This is a genomic window from Thiohalocapsa sp. ML1 (assembly GCF_001469165.1).
GTDB lineage: Bacteria > Pseudomonadota > Gammaproteobacteria > Chromatiales > Chromatiaceae > Thiohalocapsa.
The window spans coordinates 39,048-61,147 of record NZ_JABX01000038.1 but is presented as its reverse complement, the minus strand read 5'-3'; the positions used below and the strand labels follow the sequence as shown (position 1 = coordinate 61,147).

At 69.8% G+C, this 22,100-nt stretch carries 18 protein-coding genes; 6 read left to right on the top strand and 12 right to left on the bottom strand.

Annotated elements, in window-relative coordinates; translation table 11 throughout:
- Positions 1–380 precede the first annotated feature (380 nt).
- The 5 genes from ML01_RS29095 to ML01_RS20255 all read right to left on the bottom strand — a co-directional run bounded on the left by ML01_RS29095 (position 381) and on the right by ML01_RS20255 (position 4,778).
- Positions 381–671 (bottom strand): hypothetical protein, encoded by a 291-nt coding sequence (locus ML01_RS29095; protein ID WP_156427876.1) that lies wholly within the window; start codon positions 669–671, stop codon positions 381–383.
- Between the two features lie 540 nt (positions 672–1,211).
- Positions 1,212–1,652 (bottom strand): low molecular weight phosphatase family protein, encoded by a 441-nt coding sequence (locus ML01_RS20270; RefSeq protein ID WP_058557207.1) that lies wholly within the window; start codon positions 1,650–1,652, stop codon positions 1,212–1,214.
- Between the two features lie 62 nt (positions 1,653–1,714).
- Positions 1,715–2,866 carry an ABC transporter permease gene (locus ML01_RS20265; protein WP_058557206.1) on the bottom strand — a complete coding sequence of 384 codons (1,152 nt, stop codon included), beginning with the start codon at positions 2,864–2,866 and terminating at the stop codon, positions 1,715–1,717.
- Positions 2,863–3,807: an ABC transporter ATP-binding protein gene (locus ML01_RS20260; protein ID WP_058557205.1), complete on the bottom strand. Its 945-nt coding sequence runs from the start codon at positions 3,805–3,807 to the stop codon at positions 2,863–2,865. Before ML01_RS20260 ends, ML01_RS20265 begins: the two co-directional genes overlap by 4 nt.
- Positions 3,804–4,778, bottom strand: coding sequence for an HlyD family secretion protein (locus ML01_RS20255; RefSeq protein ID WP_058557204.1), 975 nt, complete (start codon positions 4,776–4,778; stop codon positions 3,804–3,806). Before ML01_RS20255 ends, ML01_RS20260 begins: the two co-directional genes overlap by 4 nt.
- Before the next feature lie 571 nt (positions 4,779–5,349).
- On the opposite strand from ML01_RS20255, the gene ML01_RS20250 reads away from it, so the two are divergent.
- From ML01_RS20250 to phbB, 6 genes are all read left to right on the top strand, one after another.
- Positions 5,350–6,642 (top strand): paraquat-inducible protein A, encoded by a 1,293-nt coding sequence (locus ML01_RS20250; RefSeq protein WP_058557203.1) that lies wholly within the window; start codon positions 5,350–5,352, stop codon positions 6,640–6,642.
- Entirely contained in the window at positions 6,593–8,341 is a 1,749-nt protein-coding gene (locus tag ML01_RS20245) for an intermembrane transport protein PqiB (RefSeq protein WP_082674476.1), read from the top strand. The genes ML01_RS20250 and ML01_RS20245 overlap by 50 nt, the downstream gene beginning before the upstream one ends.
- Complete coding sequence (locus tag ML01_RS20240) at positions 8,341–9,045, top strand: membrane integrity-associated transporter subunit PqiC (protein WP_254045331.1); 705 nt, start codon at positions 8,341–8,343, stop codon at positions 9,043–9,045. Before ML01_RS20245 ends, ML01_RS20240 begins: the two co-directional genes overlap by 1 nt.
- Before the next feature lie 596 nt (positions 9,046–9,641).
- Positions 9,642–11,936 (top strand): bifunctional diguanylate cyclase/phosphodiesterase, encoded by a 2,295-nt coding sequence (locus ML01_RS20235; protein ID WP_058557201.1) that lies wholly within the window; start codon positions 9,642–9,644, stop codon positions 11,934–11,936.
- A 211-nt stretch (positions 11,937–12,147) separates the two neighbouring features.
- Positions 12,148–12,519 carry a phasin family protein gene (locus tag ML01_RS20230; protein WP_058557200.1) on the top strand — a complete coding sequence of 124 codons (372 nt, stop codon included), beginning with the start codon at positions 12,148–12,150 and terminating at the stop codon, positions 12,517–12,519.
- A gap of 222 nt (positions 12,520–12,741) precedes the next feature.
- Positions 12,742–13,488, top strand: coding sequence for an acetoacetyl-CoA reductase (phbB, locus tag ML01_RS20225; RefSeq protein WP_058557199.1), 747 nt, complete (start codon positions 12,742–12,744; stop codon positions 13,486–13,488).
- 226 nt (positions 13,489–13,714) lie between these two features.
- Here the strand turns inward: phbB and ML01_RS20220 are convergent, their stop codons facing one another.
- The 7 genes from ML01_RS20220 to ML01_RS20190 all read right to left on the bottom strand — a co-directional run bounded on the left by ML01_RS20220 (position 13,715) and on the right by ML01_RS20190 (position 21,744).
- A complete protein-coding gene (locus ML01_RS20220; RefSeq protein WP_058557198.1) occupies positions 13,715–15,289 on the bottom strand; it encodes an AAA-like domain-containing protein in 1,575 nt (524 codons plus the stop codon).
- Positions 15,290–15,575: 286 nt separating this feature from the next.
- Positions 15,576–18,143 (bottom strand): type IA DNA topoisomerase, encoded by a 2,568-nt coding sequence (locus tag ML01_RS20215; protein WP_058557197.1) that lies wholly within the window; start codon positions 18,141–18,143, stop codon positions 15,576–15,578.
- Positions 18,144–18,325: 182 nt separating this feature from the next.
- Positions 18,326–18,901: an HD domain-containing protein gene (locus tag ML01_RS20210; RefSeq protein ID WP_058557196.1), complete on the bottom strand. Its 576-nt coding sequence runs from the start codon at positions 18,899–18,901 to the stop codon at positions 18,326–18,328.
- 97 nt (positions 18,902–18,998) lie between these two features.
- Positions 18,999–19,811 carry a phosphonate ABC transporter, permease protein PhnE gene (gene phnE / locus ML01_RS20205; protein WP_058557195.1) on the bottom strand — a complete coding sequence of 271 codons (813 nt, stop codon included), beginning with the start codon at positions 19,809–19,811 and terminating at the stop codon, positions 18,999–19,001.
- Positions 19,812–20,005: 194 nt separating this feature from the next.
- Entirely contained in the window at positions 20,006–20,758 is a 753-nt protein-coding gene (locus ML01_RS29090) for a hypothetical protein (RefSeq protein WP_156427874.1), read from the bottom strand.
- Positions 20,759–20,996: 238 nt separating this feature from the next.
- Positions 20,997–21,203, bottom strand: a complete 207-nt coding sequence (locus ML01_RS20195; protein WP_058557193.1) for a hypothetical protein — start codon at positions 21,201–21,203, stop codon at positions 20,997–20,999.
- A complete protein-coding gene (locus ML01_RS20190; protein ID WP_058557192.1) occupies positions 21,181–21,744 on the bottom strand; it encodes a hypothetical protein in 564 nt (187 codons plus the stop codon). The genes ML01_RS20195 and ML01_RS20190 overlap by 23 nt, the downstream gene beginning before the upstream one ends.
- Between the last annotated feature and the right edge of the window lie 356 nt (positions 21,745–22,100).

Genomic DNA, 22,100 nt, shown 5'->3' with positions numbered 1-22,100 from the left:
AAAAGAGGGACAGACCACGTTTCTTGAGTGGAGAACAAGTAGTCGTCGGCAAAGTCGTTGCCATCCGCCGATCCCTGATGCGGCATTACGCAGGCGAAGCTCGTGCGGCGGCCCGGAAGTCCCGAACCCGTCTCGTGTCGTCGCGGGCGGATTCACTCGCGACACCGCGCCAGCGGGCTCGCGCATCGAAGGGCACTCTGCGCCTCGGGCCAGCGATGCGCGGGCACGGCGGAGACTCGGCAGAGAAGCACTTGGCCTCCCGTAGTCGAGCCGGGCCGGGCCGAAGAGCCAACCTCCACGTCGGCTCCGCAGTCGCGGCATCAGTGCCTCCCGCGCTGTCGCCGTGTTGACCTGGAGGTCAACACTCCAGTCAACCCGCGTCAACACCGCGCACATTCGATTGCGACCACGATTACGACAGCGACGACGACGACGACGACGACGATGACGATGACGATGACGATGACGATGACGAAACCACGGTCTCGGGATTTTGGCAGAGCGGAAAAGAGAGCGGAAAAGAGGCGGAAAAGAGGGACAAGGCGGAAAAGAGGGGCGGAAAAGAGGGACAGACCACGTTTCTTGAGCGGAAAAGAGGGACAAGCGGAAAAGAGGGACAGACCACGTTTCTTGAGTGGAGAACAAGTAGTCGTCGGCAAAGTCGTTGCCATCCGCCGATCCCTGATGCGGCATTACGCAGGCGAAGCTCGTGCGGCGGCCCGGAAGTCCCGAACCCGTCTCGTGTCGTCGCGGGCGGATTCACTCGCGACACCGCGCCAGCGGGCTCGCGCATCGAAGGGCACTCTGCGCCTCGGGCCAGCGATGCGCGGGAACGGCGGAGACTCGGCAGAGAAGCACTTGGCCTCCCGTAGTCGAGCCGGGCCGGGCCGAAGAGCCAACCTCCACGTCGGCTCCGCAGTCGCGGCATCAGTGCCTCCCGCGCTGTCGCCGTGTTGACCTGGAGGTCAACACTCCAGTCAACCCGCGTCAACACCGCGCACATTCGATTGCGACCACGATTACGACAGCGACGACGATGACGAAACCACGGTCTCGGGATGTTGGTAGCGAAGCACTAGTCCGAACCCCATCCGGCGACAACTACTCGGCGCCGAGTCGATGCCCGCTGCGCGGAGCTCTTGACGTTGATCGAGCCATGTAGTGTACGCACCATCGCTTGCGCCGGGAGCCGTGGCAACGCGCCCGGGCGCTCAGCCGCCGCGTAGGTCCGCGATCAGTCGCTCCACGTCCGCGGCGAGCCGAGCGATGGCCTGTCTCGGCGTTTCGAGGTCAATGTCGCCGATTTCGAGATAGTCGACGAGGTCGGCGTGGTCCGGGAAGTGCTCGCGCATCATCGGCTCGTGCTCGCGGCGGCTCACGGCGATGATGCGCGGGTAGCGCAGGAAGTCCGCGTGCTCCACCCGCGCCGGCCAGCGGGCAGCGTTGCGCTGCGCGATGCCGCGCTGCTCCAGCTCCGTCAGCGCGTGCGGCGAGATGGGCCCGCGGTTGCCGGTGGTCGCCACGTCGCGCACCAGTGCCTTGGAGTCCGCCCGCCAGCGCACGCCGTCGCGGGCGGCGACGTGGTTGAAGTACTCCTCCGCAAAGCGGCTGCGGTAATAGTTGCCGGTGCAGAGGAAGAGGATTCGGCTCATGGTGCTTGGCTCTCGGGGTCGGAGACTGGAGGGCTCGGCAGCGAAACCGGGATTTGGCCGCCTCATCCCAACCGCTTGCGGAACCGCAGCGACGCGACGACAAGCCCGCCGAGCATGAAGGCGCCGAGCCAGACGGTATCGGGCCGGATCTCGGCGAGTGTCGCATCCCGCAGCACCACGGCGCGGATGGCGCGCATGAAGTGGGTCGCGGGCAGGGCCTCGGCGATGTGCTGCGCGAGGCGGGGCATGCCCTCGTAGGGGAACATGAAGCCGGACAGCAGGATGGACGGCAGCAGAATGAAGATGGTGAGCTGCATCGCCTGGAGCTGGTTCTTCGCGATGGTGGACAGCACCAGCCCGAGCGACAGGCTGGCGCCGATGAACAGCAGGGTCGCGACGGCGAGCGCGAGCAGCCCGTCGGCGAACGGCACGCCGTAGATCAGGTGCCCGAGCCCGAGGATGATCGCGGCCTGCACCAGGCCGATGAAGATGTACGGGATGATCTTGCCGACCATCAGCTCGATGGGGCGCACCGGGGTGTTGATCAGCATCTCCATGTTGCCGCGCTCGTTCTCGCGCACGATGGCGGCGGAGGTGAACATGATCATGGTCATGGTCAGGATGATGCCGACGAGCCCGGGCACGATGTTCACGGCGGTGCGCTGCTCGGGGTTGTAGAACAGCACCACCTCGAAGGTCGGCGTCGCCTGATTGCTGGCCTCATCGAACAGCTCGTTCAGCGGCATCGCGCGCAGCGCCTTGATGGACGCGGCGATGGTCGTGTCCGAGCCGTCCACGATCCACTGCGCAACCGGCCGGCTCAGTTGCTCGTCCGTGGCGCGCGGCGTCGCGAGGCCATGGCCGGCCGCGGGGCTGCGCACGAGGCGCTGTGCAAGGTCCGGCGGGATGATGAACGCGGCGCGCACCCGCCCGGTGACGATGGCCCGCTCGGCGGCGGCCGGATCATCGAAGCGCTCGACGAAGTCCACCACCTGCGTCGCCGAGACGATCTGCGTCAGGATGCGCCCGAGCGCGGAGCCCGACTGATCCACGACCGCGGCCGGGATGTTGCGGACATCGGTGTTGATGGCGTAGCCGAAGAGCAGGAGCTGCACGAACGGCAGCATCACGATCATGCCGAGCGTGACCCGGTCGCGGCGGATCTGCATGAGCTCCTTGCGGAACACGGCGACGATGCGCCCGAGCGACTTCATGGCCGCGCCTCCCCAACCCGGGTGCTGGTGACGAAGACGTCCTCCAGGCTCGGGCGCACCCGCTCCAGGCTCGCCAGCGGCGTGGCGAGTGGCTGCGCGGCGAGCCAGGCGACCGGGTCCGCGACGCTGTCTGCCACCAGCACCCGCAGCCGTGCGCCGAGCTGCGCCGCGGACAGCACCTGCGGCAGCGCCGTCAGCGCCTGCTTGGCCCGGCGCGGGTCCGGGGTGTCCAGCTCCACGACGTTCGCGCCCATGGCGTCCATCAGCGCCCGCGGCGAGCCGTCCGCGCAGATGCGCCCGGCGGAGAGGATCGCGAGCCGGTGGCAGCGCTCGGCCTCGTCCATGTAATGCGTGGAGACGAGGATGGTCGTGCCGGCGTCCACGAGATCGAAGAGCCGCTCCCAGAAGTCGCGCCGGCTCTCCGGGTCCACCGCGGACGTGGGCTCATCGAGAAACAGGAGCTTGGGCGCGTGGATGGTCGCCGCGGCGAGCGCGAGGCGCTGGCGCTGCCCGCCGCTCATGGCGCCGGCGCGGCGCCCGGCGAGATCGGCGAGGTTGTAGAGCGCGAACAGCTCGTCTAAGCGCGCGCGCAGCCGCCGCCCGCCGAGCCCGTAGACGCTGCCGACGAAGGACAGATTCTCGCGCACGCTGAGATCGGTATAGAGCGAGAAGTGCTGCGTCATGTAGCCGATCTCGCGCTTGAGGCGCTCGGCATCCCGCGGCAGGCTGTGGCCCAGGACAGAGACGGTGCCGGCGCTCGGCGTGAGCAACCCCGTCAGCATCCGCACCGTGGTCGTCTTGCCACAGCCGTTGGGGCCGAGAAAGCCGTAGATGGTGCCGCGCTCGACGCGCAGGTCCAGCGCGTCCACCGCGGTCACGCTGCCGAAGCGCCGGGTGAGTCCCTGCGCCTCGATCACCGCCTCCGCGACGGGCGCGGTCACGGCATCACGACCTGCGCCGGCACGCCGTTGGGCAGGTCGGCGGCGGTGTCGGGCAGCTCCACCTCGGCGACGTAGACGAGGCGGCTGCGGTCCGACTCGTTCAGCGCGTAGTAGGGCGTGAAGGAGGGCTCGGCGCTGATCCAGCGCACGCGCCCGTCGAAGGTCTGCGCAAGGCCGTCCACGCGCACGCTGAGCCGGTCGCCCTCGTTGATCCGGACCCGGTACGGCTCCGGCACGTAAACGCGGGCATAGGGCACCTTGCCGGCCAGCATCACGACCACGGGGCTGCCGACGGTGACGCGCTCGCCCAGGTTCCAGGGCAGGTTGTCGAGCACGCCGTCGCGGGTGGCCTCGATGGTCAGGTCCGCGAGCAGCGCCTGCTGGTAGGCGAGCTCGGCCTCTGCCGCCGCCAACGCCGCCTCGGCGGCCTGGATGTCCTCGGCGCGGGTGCCGGCCAGCAGCTCGTCCAGGTTCTGCTGCTCCTGCTCCAGCCGCGCCCGGGCCGCGTCGCGCAGGGCCTTGCTCTTGTCTACGTCGGCCTCGCTGACGGACTTGGATGTTTCCAGGCTGCGGTTGCGCTCGTAGGTGATCTCGGCCTCGCGCAGCGCCGCCTCGGCCCCTGCGACCAGCGCGCGGGCCGCCGCGATCTCCTGCGGGCGCGGGCCGTGCTTGCGCTTCTCAAGCTCCGCCGTCGCCTGCGCGACCTCCGCCCGGGCGCGCTCTACTTGGGCGCGCTGCTGGCGATCGTCGAGCCTTGCGAGCACGGTGCCCTTGGTCACCGCGGTGCCGCGCGCCACGGGCAGCTCGACCAGCACCTCCGCGACGGTGGCGGTGAGCGCGACCCGGTCGCGCTCCAGCGTGCCGAGGGCGAGGCCGGCCTCGGGGGCGGGCTCGCAGCCGGCGAGCGCAGCGGTGAGCAGGACGGCGGCGGGCGTCAGCCCCGGGTGCGCGGGGATGCCGGGTTGCGGCATGGCGGGGAATCCTGTTTTCGATAGACGAGGGCGGCGAACCGGCTCACACGGCCGGGGGCGCCGCGGTAGGACAACGGTACTGCCGCGCCGGGTTACGGGCAAGACCGCGTGTGCGTTTGCCGTGGCTTAAGGCGATTTCTGTCAAAAAACATACCGCCTGGCTTGTCTTTTCGCCCGCCTTCTGCGTCGCGGCAGCGGGTGCATAGTTTGACTATGCACCCGCTGCCGCTCCTTGAAGGCGGACGAGAATCCTGCGCCATTCGGTACGTTGTTTTCCGGCAATCGCCTAAGGTCGCGCGAGCAAGTCGACATTGCCGCGGTGACGCCCCGGGGCGGGTTCAGGCGGGTTCCGCCGCGCCGACCCGTCGCCGTGCCGAGCTTGCCCTGCGGTCGCGCTAACGACCATGGCGACCCGCGCTACCTCGCAGCATGAAAGGCGCTGGTCGCCATGGCCTTTTTCCCTCACCCCGGCCCAGAGGGCGAGGTGGACAGGGAGCGCGCTGCGCGCGACTTTCATGGTCAAGCCTCGGCACGTCCCCCACCCAACCCCCCACCGCTATACTGCCCGTCTATGTCCGCCGGCATCCCGACCCTGTGTCCGCAATGTGATCTGCTGCAGCAGAGCCCGCCGCTGCCGCCGAAGGGGACGGCCCATTGCGCGCGCTGCGGGCACGCGCTGCATCGGCACCGGCCGAACAGCATCGACCGCACGCTGGCGCTGACGCTGACGGGCTTGGTGCTGTTTGTCGTCGCGAACAGCTATCCGTTCCTGTCCTTCGAGATGCAGGGGCAGATGACGCAGACGACGCTGATGACCGGCGTGCATGACCTCACGGCCCAGGGCAAGGGCGCGGTGGCGGCGGTGGTGTTCTTCACAAGTGTGCTGGCGCCCGGGCTGCAGCTCGTGCTGCTGCTCGCGGTGCTGGCGCCGCTCAAGCTCGGCGGTCGGCTGCCGCCGGGCTTTCCGACGCTGTTTCGCTGGTTCAAGAGCCTCGCGCCCTGGGGCATGATGGATGTCTTCATGATCGGCATCCTGGTGTCGGTGGTGAAGCTGACGGAGATGGCGTCCATCGTGCCGGGCGCGGCGCTGTTCGCCTTTGTCGTGCTGATCTTCGTGCTGGCGGCGGCGCAGGCGGCGCTGGACCCGGACGTGGTCTGGGAGCGGGTGCCGCTGCCGGCCGATGTGCGCCGGTCGCCGGCCGTGGGGGAGCGGGTCATCGGCTGCGATATCTGCGAACTGGTGGTGCCCGAGCAAGCCGTGCTGATGGATCACCAGGGCCGGCAGCGCTGCCCGCGCTGCACCGATGTGCTGCATGTGCGCAAGCCCGAGAGCCTGCAGCGCACCTGGGCGCTCGTCATCACCGCCGCGCTGTGCTATCTCCCGGCGAACCTGTATCCGATCATGTCCGTCACGTCCCTCGGGCAGACGCAGTCCGACACCATCCTGAGCGGTGTGCTGTTCCTGCTGCACCATGGCATGTGGCCGCTCGCGGCCGTCGTGTTCACGGCAAGCATCTTCGTGCCGCTGCTGAAGCTGCTGATCCTGTTTTCTTTGCTGCTGTCGGTGCAGTTGCGCTCGCACTGGCGGCCGCGCGACCGGACCCGGCTGTACCGCATCACCGAGGCCATCGGCCGCTGGTCCATGGTCGATGTGTACGTCGTGACCATCCTGGTGGCGCTGGTGCACCTGGGCAATCTCGCCAGCATCGAGGCGGAGGCGGGCGCCGTCTTCTTCTGTATCGTGGTCATCATCACGATGCTCGCGGCCATGTCATTCGATCCCAGGCTCATCTGGGACGCACTGGAGCAGGACCATGGCGGAGCCCCGCCAACCCGAAGAGCCGACAAACACAACCGCGGCTGAGCCGCCGACCCCCACCGACGCCGACGCGGAAACGCTGGTCGCCCTGCCGACGTCCCGCGTCGTGCGCCGGGAGCGGTTGTCGGTGGTCTGGCTGCTGCCGGTGCTGGCGCTCTTGGTGGGCGGCTGGCTCGCGTACCAGAGCTACGCGGAGCGCGGGCCGAGCGTCCAGGTCGACTTCCCCACCGCCGCGGGCCTGCAGGCCGGCAAGACCAAGGTCAAATACAAGGATGTGGACATCGGCACCGTTACGGCCATCGACGTGAGCCCGGACCTGGACCACGTTGTCGTCACCGCGGAGCTCCGCCACGGCAGCGAGCAGTTTCTCGCTGCCGACAGCCGCTTCTGGGTCGCGCGCCCGCGCATCACCGCGAGCCAGGTGAGCGGGCTTGAGACCCTGCTCTCCGGCGCCTTCGTTGCCGTGGACCCGGGCGGCAGCAAGCAGCAGCGCCGGCACTTCCAGGGCCTCGCGGACCCGCCGGTCATCACCACCGATGCGCCCGGGCGCCGCTACCGGCTGCGCTCGGATGCGCTTGGCTCCCTCAACTTGGGCGTGCCGGTGTACTACCGCGACATCCAGGTGGGGCAGGTGACGAGCTACGAGCTCGACGACGACGGCGGCGCCGTGACCGTGGATGTCTTCGTCAACAGCCCGCATGACGCGCTGGTGCGCACCAACACGCGCTTTTGGAACGCGAGCGGCATCGACGTGCAGCTCGGCGCCGACGGCTTGCAGGTGGACACCCAGTCCGTCATCTCGCTGTTGATCGGCGGCGTCGCCTTCGACACGCCGGATGACCTGGAGGCGACGGGGGCGGTGGCGCCCGCCGATCAGTTCTTTCCGCTCTACCCGAACCGCCGCGCCGCGAGCGAGCAGGTGTATCTGCACAAAGAGCGCTATCTGATGATCTTCAACGGCTCGGTGCGCGGGCTCGCGGTGGGGGCGCCGGTGTCGCTGCGCGGCATCCAGATCGGGCGCGTGCTGGACATTGCGCTCAAGTTCAACGATGAGACGCTGGAGTTCTTCATCCCGGTGCTGGTGGAGGTGGAGCCGGAGCGGGTCGGCCTGACACGCACGCGCGAGGTCGTACTGGCGGAGGACCCGGACGTCGTGCGCAAGATGATCGCGCGTGGCCTGCGGGCGCAGCTCAAGACCGGCAATCTGCTCACCGGCGCGCTCTATGTCGAGCTCGATTTCCATGCCGATGCGCCGCCCGCGACCTTGTCGGAGCACGACGGCTACCGCGTGGTGCCGACGCTGCCGACGCCGCTGGAGGCCGTGACGGCCAAGGTCACGCAGATTCTGGACAAGGTCAACGGGCTGCCCATCGATAGCATCGGCGAAGACCTGCAAGCGACCTTCGCCGGCACCCGTGCACTCGTCGACTCGGCGGACCTCAAGCGCGCCATTGCCGAGCTCGCGAACCTGCTCGGGGAGGTGCGCACGCTAGCAGGGCAGCTCAACACGGACCTGGCGCCGGAGCTGGACGGGGTGCTCGCCACGCTGCGCGAAACGCTGGAACAGGCCACCGGCACGCTCGCGGACGCCAACGCGCTGCTTGGTCCGGACGCGCCGCTCGGCGTCGAGTCGGTGCGTACAATGCGCGAGGTGAGCGCCGCGGCGCGCGCGGTGCGCGACCTCGCGGACTACCTGGAACGACACCCGGAGGCCCTGCTCAAGGGCAAAGGAGGCGGACGCTGATGCGGGCGAAAACATCGATGGGGCGCGTGTGGTCGGCCGTCCTGTGGTCCTGGCTAGCGGCGCTGTTGCTCGCGGGCTGCGCTAGCACGCCGCCGTCGACCTTCTATGTGCTGACACCGATCCCGGAGGCGATGGGCGGCGGCGGCGTCAGGGGCGGCGGGCTCGCGGTGGGCTTGGGGCCGCTGGTCTTTCCGCAGTTCCTGGACCGCCCGCAGCTCGTGGTGCGCGACGGCGCGAACCGCCTCGAGGTGGACGAGTTCCACCGCTGGGGCGGCACGGTGCAGGATGATTTTCTGCGGGTTTGGGGCGAGAACGTCGGCTGGCTGCTCGGCACCAGCCGGCTCGCGCTGTTCCCGTCGGAGTCGCGCATCCCGCTCGACTTCCGCGTGCTGGCGGAGGTGCTCGCGTTCGAGGGCAGCGCCGACGGCGATGCAGTGCTGCGCGTGCGCTGGTCGGTGCTCGATGAGCGCTTGGAGCAGAGTTTCGTGGCGCGTGAGGATGCCTACCGCTGCCCTATCGCCGCAGCGCGGCCCGGGGCCGCGGCAGACGCGAGCGCAACGCTCTGGAACGCCGCCGTCGTCGCGGCCATGAGTCGCTGCCTGGGCGACTTCAGCCGCGATGTGGCGGCCGTCGTCGGCGGCCTGCCGAAGCCGCGCCCGCCGGAGCCCGCGCCCGCGCCGCCGTTGGCGCGCCCGGAGCGCTGACCCGGGCCGGTGCCTGCGCAAGTGGGCCAAGGGCCAACGCAGCCTTCCGCGGCCCTCGCGTTACTTGCGCCAACGAGCGGGTTGCGCAACCAGGCGTTCCCTGCCCGGGTCGCTCCGAGGCTTGGGCGCGCTAGTGGATTTCCCGCATTGCAGCGATCGGCCACTGCTGCCAAAACACTCGTTGATGGCGCAAAATGCGTGCAGATGCGTCAGGTTGCACAACGACACGGCCCTTGGGAAGCCAAAGGGCCGAGGTGCCGTCATTGGCCCTTGGCCCTAAGCCCTAGGGAGGCGAAGCCTCAGACCGACCAGCGCGTCGAGCGCCCTATTTTTGCAACCTGCTCGTTGGCGCAAGTGAGTGAAGGGCCGAGGGCCGAGGAGGGCTCCCATGGCCCTCGGCCCTCGGTCCTATTGCCCTCAGGCGCCTTGTCGCCGTGAAACTTGACTCATTCGCAAGCAGTTGGCGCCGTTAAGCAATGCAATCTAGGGTCACTGGCGACAACAGCCGGGTCGCGCATGACGGCGCTCCCTGCCCTTGTCGGTCTGAGGCGCCGCCTCGCTAGGATTACCGCAGCGGATTAGGAAAGCACCGAGCCATGCCGAAGCCGCCCGCCGAGCGCGCCGACGAGCAAGCCGAGCTCCTCGGCCTGCTGCGGCTTATGACCTCGATCCTGCGGCGCTTCGCCGACGTGGCGGATCAGGACATCGACGCCGGCATCAACGACGCGCTGGCCTCCATCGGCGCCTTCGCCGGCGTGGATCGCAGCTACATCTTCCTCGCCGATGCCGACATGGTGCTGATCCACAATACCCATGAGTGGTGTGCGCCCGGCATCACGCCCGAGATCGACAGCCTGCGCGACGTGCCGTTCGACACCATCTCCTGGTGGCGGCCGCGCTTGCTGCGCGGCGAGAGCGTGTACATCCCCGACGTGCAGCACTTGCCCGACAGCCGCGCGGACGAGCGCGCCATCCTCGCCCGCCAGGGCATCCGCTCGCTCATCGTCGTGCCGCTGATGGGGGCGGATCGGCTGCGCGGCTTCCTCGGCTTCGACGCGGTGCAGCGCCCGCGGGAATGGTCCGAGGCGGGCAACCTGCTGCTGCGCGCGGTCGCCGACATCATCATCGGCGGTCTCATGCGCCACGAGTCCTACACCGCGCTGGCGCAGAGCGAGGAGCGCTTCCGCACCCTGGTGCGCGGCTCCTCGGACGTCGTGATGATCCTCGATGCCGACACGCGGCTCTGCTATCTCGGCTCCTCCGCCGAGTCCGTGCTCGGCTGGCAGGCCGCGACGCGTACCGGCGAGCGCTACCTCGACTTCGTCCACCCGGACGACCTGCCGCCCATCGGCATGCTGCTGGAGCCGATGCAGCCCGCGCAGCCGCCCGCGGGCCACATCCTGCTGCCGGACCACCGCGTCATGTCCGCGGACGGCGGCTGGCGCTGGTGCAGCGCGACGGTCACGGACCTGCGCGCGGACCCCGCCATCGGCGGCATCGTGCTGAATGCCCACGACATCACCCGCCGCAAGGAGGCGGAGATCGCGTTACAGCACCAGGCCCTGCACGACCCGCTGACGGCGCTGCCGAACCGGGCGCTGCTGGCCGACCGGCTGCGCCACGCGCTGCTGCTCGCGGGCCGGCGCGGGCAGTTGATCGGCGTGGTCTTCATCGACCTGGACGACTTCAAGCTCATCAACGACAGCATCGGGCACCGCGCCGGCGATCGGCTGCTGATGGACGCGGCGAAGCGGCTCGCCGACGCGCTGGAGCCCGAAGACACGGTGGCGCGCTTCGGCGGCGATGAGTTCGTGGTGATCTTCGAGCGAGCCACGGCGACGCCCGCGTCTCTGACCGCTGCCGCCGAGCGGCTGCTCGCGGTATTGGCGCGGCCCTTTCGCATCAGCAAGCGCGACTACAGCATCTCGGCCAGCGCTGGGCTCGTGGTCAGCAACGGCGACGCCGGCGTGGATGAGCTGCTGCGCGATGCCGATGCTGCCATGTACCGCGCTAAGGCGCAGGGCGGCGGGCGCGTGCAGCCCTTCGATGCCACCATGCGCGCGCAGTTGCTGCGGCGCGTGGAGCTGGCACGCGCGCTGCGCGGCAGCGAGACCCGCGGCGAGTTGACCCTGCACTACCAGCCGCTGTTCGATGCGCAGGACCAAAGCCTGCTCGGCGTCGAGGCGCTGCTGCGCTGGCCGGGCGCCGCCGGCGAGCTGGCGCCGCCGACGGAGTTCATCCCGATCGCGGAAGAGACCGGGCTCATCGTGCCCATCGGTGCCTGGGTCATCGACCAGGCGCTGGCGCAGGTGCGTGCATGGCTCGACGCCGCGCCGGCGGGGGCCGGGCGCCTGCCGCTCGGTGTCGCCGTGAACCTGTCGGTGCACCAGCTCGCGGCGCCGGGGCTCGAGCAGACGATCGCCGACGCGCTGCATCGGCACCGCATCCCCGCGCGGCTGTTGTGCCTGGAGCTCACCGAGAGCGCGTTCATGACCGAGGCGCAAACCGGCATCGACGTGCTGCGCCGCATCCGCGCACTCGGCGTGCGCATCGCCATCGACGACTTCGGCACCGGCTATTCCTCGCTCGCCTATCTGCGCGACCTGCCCGTGGACGAGCTCAAGATCGACCGCGCCTTTGTGCGCGGCATGGTCGAATCCGACCGCGACCGGCGCATCGTCAACGTCATTGTCACGCTGGGCCGGGAGATGGGGCTCGACACCATCGCCGAGGGCATCGAGACCGACGCCCAGCTCGCGGTGCTGCGCCAGCTCGGCTGCCACCGCGTGCAGGGCTTCGGCCTGATGGCGCCGGCACCGGCGGCGGCCATCACCGCCCTCGTGACGCGCGTCGGCTCTTTGCGCAGCGCGTCCCCGGCGCTGTCGAGCTGAGGCACGGCGCGCGACGGGCGCGTCGGCGGCAGCGGACGTTGGCGGCTTCGGCGGCCCTGTCGAGAACATGGCGTTGACGCGCGTCCGCATTTTTGTGCAGTGCAGCAAAAAACTTCCGGTCCACCCTTGACAGCGGTCGGGGCTCGAACTATTGTGCACTGCAACAAATGCTGCAACGCAGCACGTCCCGCGAAGACACCGGAGACCGAGCATGAGCACCCAAGACGTTATCAAGACCTACACCGACCTGACCAACCAGAACGTCGAGCGGATGAACGCCCTAGGCGAGCTGAACCTGAAGATCGCCGAGAAGGTCGCCAGCCGTAATATGGACGTGATGAACCTGGTGATGGAGCAGGGCGTGCGCCTGATGAAGCTGGCCACCGAGGCCAAGGGCTACGGCGAGCTGTACAAGGGCCAGGTCGAGATGACCAAGGAACTGACCGAGAAGCTGATGGCCGAGTCCAAGACCAACATGGCCCTGGCCGGCGAGATCCGCGACGACTTCCGCGGCTGGTTCGACGCCGCGGTCGCCGACGCCAAGGAAAGCTCCACCGCGGTTCGCAACGCCGTCACTGCCTGAGGGACCGGCCCACGCGTCGGCAGCGCGTCCGCCCCGGTACCCGGGGCGGGCGCAGCCCGCAGATCGGGTGCCGGCGAGGTGGGTGCGGCAGGGACGCTCGCATCGCCGTCCGGAGGCATCAGGGCTCCAGCCGAGCCCTCCGGCTCCGACTTCGGGGCGCTGCCCCTTTCCGGTCCGGCGCAGCCACTGACAGACATTGACGAACGAAAGCGAGAAGCAGCAATGACAGCAGCTCGGGTTGCCCTCATTACCGGCGGCATCGGCGGCATCGGCACCGCCATCTGCCAGCGCTTGGCAGTCGACGGCTATCGCGTCGTCGCCAATCACCATCCGTCGGAGCAGGAGGCGGCCCTTTCCTGGAAGAACGACCAGGCCGGGCTCGGCTTCGACATCGACACCATCGCCGGTGACGTCGCGTCCTTCGAGGACTGCCAGCGCATGATCGCCGAGGTCAAGGAGCGCCATGGCCCGGTGGCCGTGCTGGTGAACTGCGCCGGCATCACGCGGGACAAGACATTCAAGAAGATGGATGCAGACGCCTGGCACGCCGTCATCGACGTGAATCTGAACAGCGTCTTCAACGTCACGCGCAACGTCTGGGAGGGCATGTTGGAGGCGGGCTTCGGCCGTATCGTCAACATCTCCTCCGTAAACGGCCAGCGCGGCCAGTTCGGCCAGACGAACTACTCCACCGCCAAGGCCGGCATGCACGGCTTCACGATGGCGCTGGCGCAGGAAGGCGCCGCGAAGGGTGTCACCGTGAACACGGTCTCGCCGGGCTACGTGGAGACGGCCATGACGCTCGCGATGCGCGACGACGTCCGCGACGCCATCATCTCGGGGGTGCCGATGCGTCGCATGGCCAAGCCGGAAGAGATCGCGAGCGCGGTCGCCTTCCTGGTGGCCGACGCGAACGGCTATGTCACCGGCGCGAACCTGCCCGTGAACGGCGGCCTGTTCATGCACTGATCTGCTTCTCCAGGGTTGCGAGAGCCCCGCCGATCGACGCGAGGGCGTCTCCGGGCGTATCCGGAGGCGCCCGCCGTGGGTCGGTGGGTTGCTTGGCTAGCCCTCGTGCCGCGCCACTTGCCGGCGCGGCCAACCGAGTCCTCCTCGTCTCTCTCATGAGACGTTCCTCTGCCCGGCTCCCCGCCGGGCTTTTTTTGTGCGCGTGGTTGTGGCTGGCGGCTCCGTTTCAGAGCCGAATCACCCGGATGCGCCGCCCGCCGGGGCTGCGCTGTTCAGCCTCGGCCATCCGCTCGGCCAGCGGCGGGGCGCCTGCGCGGCGGTCGAAGATCACCAGCCAGCCGGTGTCCAGGCCGAGCCCGGCCAGGTAGCCGTCGAGCTGCGTCAGGCCCTCTGCGAGCGGGTCCGGGGCGCGGTCGCGCCAGACCTTGAGCTCGATGCCGAGGGTCAGGGCGCCGTAGCGCACGCACAGGTCCATGCGCCCGCGGCCGATGGCGTACTCGCGCTCCAATGTCCCGTTGCCGTTGACCACGCGCTGCAGGAAGGCCATCAGCACCAGGTGCGGCGCGATCTCGTGATAGGGGGCGCTGCCGAGCAGCGGTTCGCCGTGCTGGCGCCAGAAATCGATGAACGCGGCGAGCAGCCGGTCCGGGTCGAGGCTGCCGTCGGGGTTCAGCCAGGTGGGGCTGATCTGCGGCAGGGAGTCGTGCGGGCCGGAGGCTAGCGCGCGCGGCAGCACCTCGCGGTAGATCGGATTGGCGACCACCAAGCCGCCGTCCTCGGTGCGCCGCAGCAGGCCCAGATCGAGCAGGTAGTCGCGATCCGCCTCCGGCACGACACCGAGCGCGGTCCCGGCCAGCATCGGCTCGATGAGGCGGCGCACCCGCGGCTCGCGCAGCTTGTCGGCGAGCTGATCCAGGTGGGTGACGCGGCGCAGGATCAGGTGCTCCTTGGCCTCGTCGATCAGCGCGACGTCGATGGGTCGCGCGCGCTCGCGCCCCGCGGCGATCTCGAAGCAGCTCTCGTAGGCGAGCGCATTGACCAGCCAGGGCTGGCCCCGGGTCAGATGCCAGACCCGCTCCAGGGCCTCCGCCGTGAAGGTCTGCCCGGTCTCGGCCGTGTGCTCGCCGAGCAGCGTGGCCACCTCCTCGGCGGCGAAGTCCCCAAGGCGCAGCGACTTGGCCTTGATGTTGAAGGCGCTGCCGCCGGTGATCGGTGCCGCCTCGGTGCTAGCGTGGATGCGGTAGTCGCGCAGATCCCGCACCCCGCATAGCACAACCGTGGACGGAAAGGCCGCCGGGCGCTGGGTGTAGCCCGCGCGCAACTGGCGCAACAGCGAGATCAGCGTGTCACCGACCAGCGCGTCCACCTCGTCGAGGAGCAGGACCAGGGGCTGCGGGCTCGCGGCGCCCCAGGCCTCAAGCAGGCCGTTCAACACCCCGTCCGGCCCCTGGACCGCGAGCGCCGCTTGGGTCCAGGCAGGCAGGCGCTCCTCGCCCAGCGTGCGCCGGGCGGCACCGGCGATGGCGCCGCAGATGGCGTGCATGCCGCGGGCCACGTCTTCCCGGGCGGTTTGGGCCGTTTCCAGGTTGGCATAGACCGCCCGATAGCGCCCCTCGCCATTCAGATACGCCATCAGCGCCAGCAGGCAGGAGGTCTTGCCGGTCTGGCGCGGGGCGTGCAGCAGGAAATACTTCTGCTGCTCGATCAGCCGCAGTACCTCGGCCAGGTCCCAGCGGTGCAGGGGCGGCAGGCAGTAGTGCATGTCGGGCCGCACCGGACCCTCGGTGTTGAAGAAGCGCATGACCAGACCTCGCTCGGCACAGCGGCAGTGTAGCGCGTCGCCAAAGGCATACCCAGCCGCTGCGGCCAAGAGCAAGAGACGATGGCCGATACGCTCGACGCGGGCGCCCGGGCAGGATCGACCACGCTGCACCGGCAGTCGCCCGCGCGTGCCGGACGCCGCTGCACGGCGGCCCCGGCCAATGGCTCAGCGCAGCCGCTGCCTGCTTGGGGCCCTTCGGGGCGCGGAGCGCCCGCAGAGGCGTGACACCGCTGGAGCGGTGTCACGAGTCGGAAAACCTGTTGCCCTACGTCGGCGCGGAAGGCGCGTCGGTGCCGGGCTTCGCGGCGTCCTGCGCCACCCGGGCGCGCAACTCGGCCTCGGTCAGCCGGTGGCCGTCGGTCTCCTTCGGCACCCGGTAGTCGCAGCCCTCGCGCCAGCGCTCGCAGCCGAAGGCGTGGTGGCCCTCGATGATGCGGCCCTTGCCGCAGCGCGGGCAGATCAGCGGGACGCGACGCAGGGACTCGGCGCTGGGCGGGGCGTCGGCCGGCGGGCTTGGCGGGTCGGTTGGCGTGCCCGCGCCGGGCTTGGCGTCCGCCGGGCGGTCGCAAAAGTCGAAGCCGACCTTGCCGCTGTCGTCGAGGCGCAGGCGCGCGGCGAAGGGCTTGCCGGCCTTGGAGCGGAAGCCGTCGATGACGCCGGTGTGGCCTTGGGTGACGAGCTGCGCGAGCGCCTGCTCGGTGACCGCGTGGCCGGCGATGGTCTTCCAGACCGTGAAGCCGCAGCCGTCGCGCCAGCGCGAGCAGCCGTAGGCCCGGGCGGACTCGACGATCTCGCCCTGGCCGCAGACCGGGCAGGTGCCGAGCGCGGTGGCGCTCGGCGCGGCGTCGCCGCCGTCGAGCTTGCCCTTGCCGGCGCCGGACCTGCCGCGCGCTTGGCCCTGCCGGCCGCCGCGCCCGTTGCCGCCGCCGCCGCGCTGCGGTGCCGCGGCCCTGGCGGCGGCCACCTGCTCCGCGCTCATGGCCGGGCCGGCGGCGACCTGCGGGATCAGCGCCCGCACCTGCTCGCAGATGTCCCGGTAGAAGCCGTCGGCGTCGGCGCCGCCTTGCTCGATATCCTTGAGGCGCTGCTCCCAGGCGGCTGTCAGCTCGACGCTGCGCAGTGGCTCGGCCACCAGCGCGATCAGGGCCTTGCCTTTGTCGGTGGCGCGAAGCTGCTTGCGCTGGCGCTCGATGTAGCCGGTGCGCAGCAGCTTCTCGATGATCTCGGCGCGCGTCGCCGGGGTGCCGAGCCCGGAGGACTTCATCGCCGCGGCCAGCGCGTCGTCGTCGATGTCGCGGCCGGCGTGCTTCATGGCGTTCAGCAGCGTCGCGTCGTCGTAAGGGCGGGGCGGCTGGGTCTCGCGCTCCACCACGTCCAGCGCGTCGACGTGCACGATCTGACCGTGCTCCAGGGGCGGCAGCGGGCGGTGCTCCGATGCGGCTGGCTCCGACTGCGGCGCCGCGCCGTCGGTGCCGGGCGGCTGCGCGTCGGCGCCGCGTGCGCCAGCGGCTTGGCGCCGCGGCTCGACCCGCTTCCAGCCGGGCTCCAGCTCGACGCTGCCCTTGGCGACGAAGGTCTCGCCGCCGATGTCGAGCGTCACGCGGGTCTCCTCGACGCGCTGGTCCGGCAGGAACACGGCGACGAAGCGGGCGGCCACCAGGTCGTAGATCTTGCGCAGCGGGTCGGCCAAGCCCGCCGGCGGTCGCCGGGCCGTGGGCAGGATGGCGTGGTGGTCGGTGAGCTTGGTCTTGTCCACGTAGGCCTTGCCGAGCTTGTGCCCGGCAGCGAGGCGCGCTTGCGCCTCGCCGGCCAGCGGATGATCGACATGCGCCAGAATGCCCGGCAGCTCCGGCAGCAGGTCCTCGCCGATGTGGCGGCTCTCGGTGCGCGGGTAGCTGATGAGCTTGTGGGTCTCATACAGCGCCTGGGCCAGCTCCAGCACCTTTGCGGCCGTGAAGCCGAAGCGGCGGTTGCCGTCGCGCTGGAGGTTGGTCAGATCGTAGAGCGGCGGCGGGCGGTTGTGGCGGATCTTCTTCTCCACTGCCGTGACGGTGCCGGTGCGGTGCGGCTCGATGGCGGCGTCGATCTGGCGCTTGAGCCGCTCGGCGTGCTCTTGCTTCTCGATGCGGGTTTCGCCGTCCTTGCTGTGCTTGGCCTCGAAGCCCTCGGCCAGGCGCGCGATCAGCTCGTAGAAATAGGCCTTGGTGAAGCCGGCGATAGCCGCGTCGCGGGCGACGATCAGCGCCAGCGTCGGCGTCTGCACCCGGCCGATGGTGCAGAGTACGCGGTTGTGCACGGTGTAGGCGCGGGTCAGGTTCATGCCCACCAGCCAGTCCGCCTGGGCGCGGGCGCGCGCCGCGGCGGCCAGCGGCTCGTAGTCCGCCGCCGGGCGCAGCGCCGCCAGGCCGGCACGGATGGCCTCCGGTGTCAGGCTGGAGATCCAGAGCCGCTGCATGGGCTTGCGGCAGTGGGCGTGCTCGGCGATGAGCCGGAAGATCAGCTCGCCCTCGCGCCCGGCGTCCGTTGCGCACACGACGCGCTCGGTATCGGGGGCCGTGAGCAAGGCCTTGACGATGCGAAACTGCGCGGCGGTCTTCTTGTCGGTGCGCAGCCGCCAGCGCTCCGGGATCATCGGCAACTGGCCCATGGCCCAGCGCCCGGCCCAGTCGGGGCCGTAGTCGTCCGGCTCCGCGAAGTGCACCAGATGGCCGAGCGCCCAGGTGACGCACCAGCCGTTGCCGCGCAGGCAGCCCTCGTCGCGCCCCATGGCGCCGAGCACCGCCGCGATGTCGCGGGCGACGCTCGGCTTCTCGGCGACGACGACGGTGGTCATGCTGTTTCTTAAAGGCAGAGCCTTAGACCGACCAGGGCATGGAGCGTCGTCTTGCGCCGCTCGCTCGTTGGCGCAAGTGAATCAAAGGGCCGAGGGCCGAGGGCCGAGGGCCGAGGGCCGAGCGCCGAGGGCCAAGGAGGTCTGCCTTGGCCCTTGGCCCTTCAAGCGAGCTCGCCCCATCATCAGCGCGTCGTGGTCGCGTGCAGCTCCGCGACCACCAGCGCGAGCTCGGCGGCGAGGTGCTCCGGGCCCTGGGCGTTGAAAATGGCCGAGAGCTCGCGGTAGTACCAGAGGATGTCATCGGGGCCGGCGTTGAAGCGTTGCCAGAGGGCGTCGCCGTGGCGGCGGTAGTCGGCGGCGATGGCGCGGGCGTTGTGCAGCTTGTCGGCGCAGGAGACGAGTCGCACCGCCGGCGGGGCGTCGCGCAGGTGTTCCAGGTACGCCCGCTTGCGCGCGTGCCATGGCGGCTTCGGCTCCTCGAAGGTGTCGGAGCAGGCGGCGACGATGTCCGCGACGGCGTCGCCGAAGCGCGCGCGGATCGCGGCGAGGGTCGCGAGTCCGCCCTGGTCTTCGGCCGCGTCGTGCAGCAGTGCGGCGATGGCGTGGTCCTCGCCGCCGCCGGCCTCGAGCACTAGGCCCGCCACCGCGAGCAGGTGGGAGATGTAGGGCACGCCGCTGCCCTTGCGCGTCTGCGTAGCGTGCAGCCGGGTGGCGTAGATGAGGGCGTCTTCGAAGCGGGGGCTGAGCAGGCTCGGCATGGTGGCGGTCTCTGGTCCGGGCGCGGTGGCGTGCGCAGGCGCGACAATGCGTCCAGCATAGCGGACGCGGGCCGTCGGCCTCGCGCCCGCGTGCGGCTCACTGCACCAGCCGCCGCACCCAACCGGAGCTGTACTCGGTGACGAGCACGATGGCGATGATGAGCAAGAGGATGGCGGCGGCGGCGTCGTACTCGTAGCGGTCCAGCGCGGTGTTCAGCGTCGCGCCGACGCCGCCGGCACCGACGATGCCGATCACCGAGGACTCGCGAAAGTTGATGTCGAGCCGATACAGCGACAGCCCGATGAGCCGCGGCATCACCTGCGGCTGGACGCCGTAGTTGAGCACCTGCCACCAGGAGGCGCCGGTTGCGCGGACCGCCTCTGCCTGGGCCTCGTCGATGTCCTCGATGTCCTCGGCCAGGAGTTTGGCCAGGAAGCCGATGGTCGCGAAGCTCAAGGTCAGAAAGCCGGCCAGCGGCCCGAAGCCCACCATGGCGACAAACAGGATCGCGACGATAATTTCCTGCAGCGAGCGCGACACGGCGATGAGCGCCCGGCAGGCCAGGTACAGCGGCAGCGGCGCAATGTTGCGCGCGGCGCCGATGCCCACTGGCACGGAGAGCAGGATGCCGACGGCGGTTGCCGTGACCGTCATGGTCAGGCTCTCGATGAGCCCCTGACGGATGTCCGTCCAGCGGCTGGTGAAGTCGGGTGCCAGAAAGCCGGCTAGGAAGCGCAGGCCTCGCTCCCAGCCCTCGGTGGCGCGGACCCAGTTCACATCCAGGCTCGCGATGCCGAGGACGAGGTAGGCGAGCGCGCCCAACAGCAGCGCCCAGCGCAGGCGCGCGTCCGCGATCAGCGGCGGGCGGCGCCAGCGGGTGGGGTAGGCGGCGGCGTTGGTGGTGGTCATGCGGTGCGCTAGATTGCTTGACGGCGGCGAATGTTTGCAGATGAGTCAAGTTTCACGACGACACGGCGCTTGCAGGCGAAAGGGCCGAGGGCCAAGGGAGCCCGCCTCGGCCCTTGGCCCTTGCTTCAATGCGCCGAAGAGGGGGCGGCGCAAGACTAGGCGCCGTGCCCTGGTCGGTCTGAGGCTCTGCCTCGCTAGGGCGTTAGCCGCCGTCGATGACGGCGTGCGGGATCTCGTAGACCTCCGAGCCGACGCTCAGGGTCCAAAGATCCTCGCGCCGCGTGGTCGAGACCGGGGCCGTCTTGGGCGTCGACCATGCCCCCTGCTGGAAGTCGATCACGCGCTCCGCCCCGGGCGCCGGGTCCGTGCCGGGCGGCACGACGAAGACCGTCGCGCCCTCGCCCATGGGATAACGGACCACCTTGAACGGGCAGTGCGCGGAGCGCACCGGCTGCCCGCCGCGGGCGCAGCCGAGGTCGCCGCGGGCATCCCACGAGCTGGGGCCGAAGTCGTTGGGCTCGCGCGCCGCGCCGGGCTCCGGTGATGTGGATGTCGAGCCGGTAGTCGGCGCGCTCGCCGGCGTCGGCGGCGGCGCGGTAGAGATACACGCGGATCTTCCACTCGCCGTCCAGGTCCAGCTTACCCTCGTAGCGGTTCGGCTCCGCGGCCAGGTGGCCGGCGTAGAGGGCGACGTCCTGCTCATTGGGTGCGATCAGGTTGAAGTAGGCCGCGCTGTTGTCGCTGTCCATGGTCACGCTGAGCGTCTGCCCGGCCTTGGCGCCCAGGAGATAGTCCACCGTCTCGCGCCCTTCCAGGCTGCCGGCGATGACGACGCCGGTGCCGCCGGGCGCGAAGTACACCTGCTCGCGGCGAATGTCGTCCGCCGGCACGGGTGCCGCGGCGAACGCGACGAGCAATGGGGTTGCGAGCAATGCGATCCGGGGCATGGGCTGGCTGGTCCTGTGTTGAAGGGCCGAGGGCCGAGGGCTGAGGGCGGAGGGTCAAGTAGGCCGCGTCCTTGGCCCTCGGTTGCTTGACGGCACCAAATGTTTGCAGATGAGACAAGGCTCGACTGGGCGGCGGGCGCGTCGGGATCGAAATCGAAATCGGGATCGGTCGCCACTCGGTTCGATCTCGATCTCGATTTCGAAAGCCTGCCCTTGTCAGTGTGAGTCCGCACCTTCGCTACAGCCTCCAATGCTCGCCGACGAAGCGCACCGGCTTGTTGCTCCGGTGAAGTTTGGCAGCGGCCGTGGCCCAGCGGCAATAGCGCTCGCGCCCGGCCGGGGTCTGCTCGACGAGGGCGGGGCTGCGCTGCGTCGGCTGCTGCACCCAGCCGCGCGCCGTCAGCGCTTGAAAGGCGGCACGATCAGCGTCGCTGAGCCTGGACATACCAGTCCTCCAAGCGCGCGATCTCCTCCCCGAGTCCGAAGAGGTCCAGATAGTCCCCGATCAGCGTCCAGTCCGGCGGCTGGCCGAGCCCCGCGCCGGCCTCCAGCAGCAGGCGGATGTCCAGCCAGTCTGCGTCCGCGCGCTGCGGGTCGTTGACCGCGGCCTGTACCTTGAGACCGATGATGTCCGCCACCTGCACGACGGGCACCGCCAGCCCCGGGGCCACATCGATGCGCTCGGCCCGGGCCAGCATGCTGAGACTCGGGCCGCGGAAGGCGTGCAGGAAGTCCAGCCGGCCCAGGTCCGCGTGCGCGGACCGGTAATGCGAGACATTGTCGCTGTGATACTCGCGCCGGTAGCCGGCGGCGCGGAGCACCGCGTCCGCCTTGCTCAGGTCGTCAAGCATCAAAATGAAGTCCAGGTCCACGGTCGCACGCTGCACGCCCCGGAGCGCCATCGCGAAGCCGCCGATGAGCGCGTAGCGCACGCCGGCCGCATCCAGCGCGCCGCAGACCTCGCGGATGACCCTCAGAAAATCCACGGTGAGTCACACCGCCGTCGGCAGCCCGGCGCGCTTGCGGGTGCTCCCGGGCTCGACCTGGCCAGGCCCCGCGACGGGCGGCGGGAGCAGGGCGTCGGTGGCGGCTGTTGCGCTGTCGTTGACCACCGCCGTGTCACGGGTGTGCAGGAGAGCGCGTTAAGGCAGTGACGGGTCGGTGAGCGCGGCGCGGACATGGCGCATGGATTGTAGCGCGTAGCAAGATGGTTCGGCGGTCGATGCTGATATTCATCATTCTGTCATTCTCGGTGCGCTAGGCTATTCGGGCGGCAAAGGCAATGCCTAAATATGCATGCAGAAGCGCCCGCATTGCGCATCTGCCCGTCATCGCCCGCCGC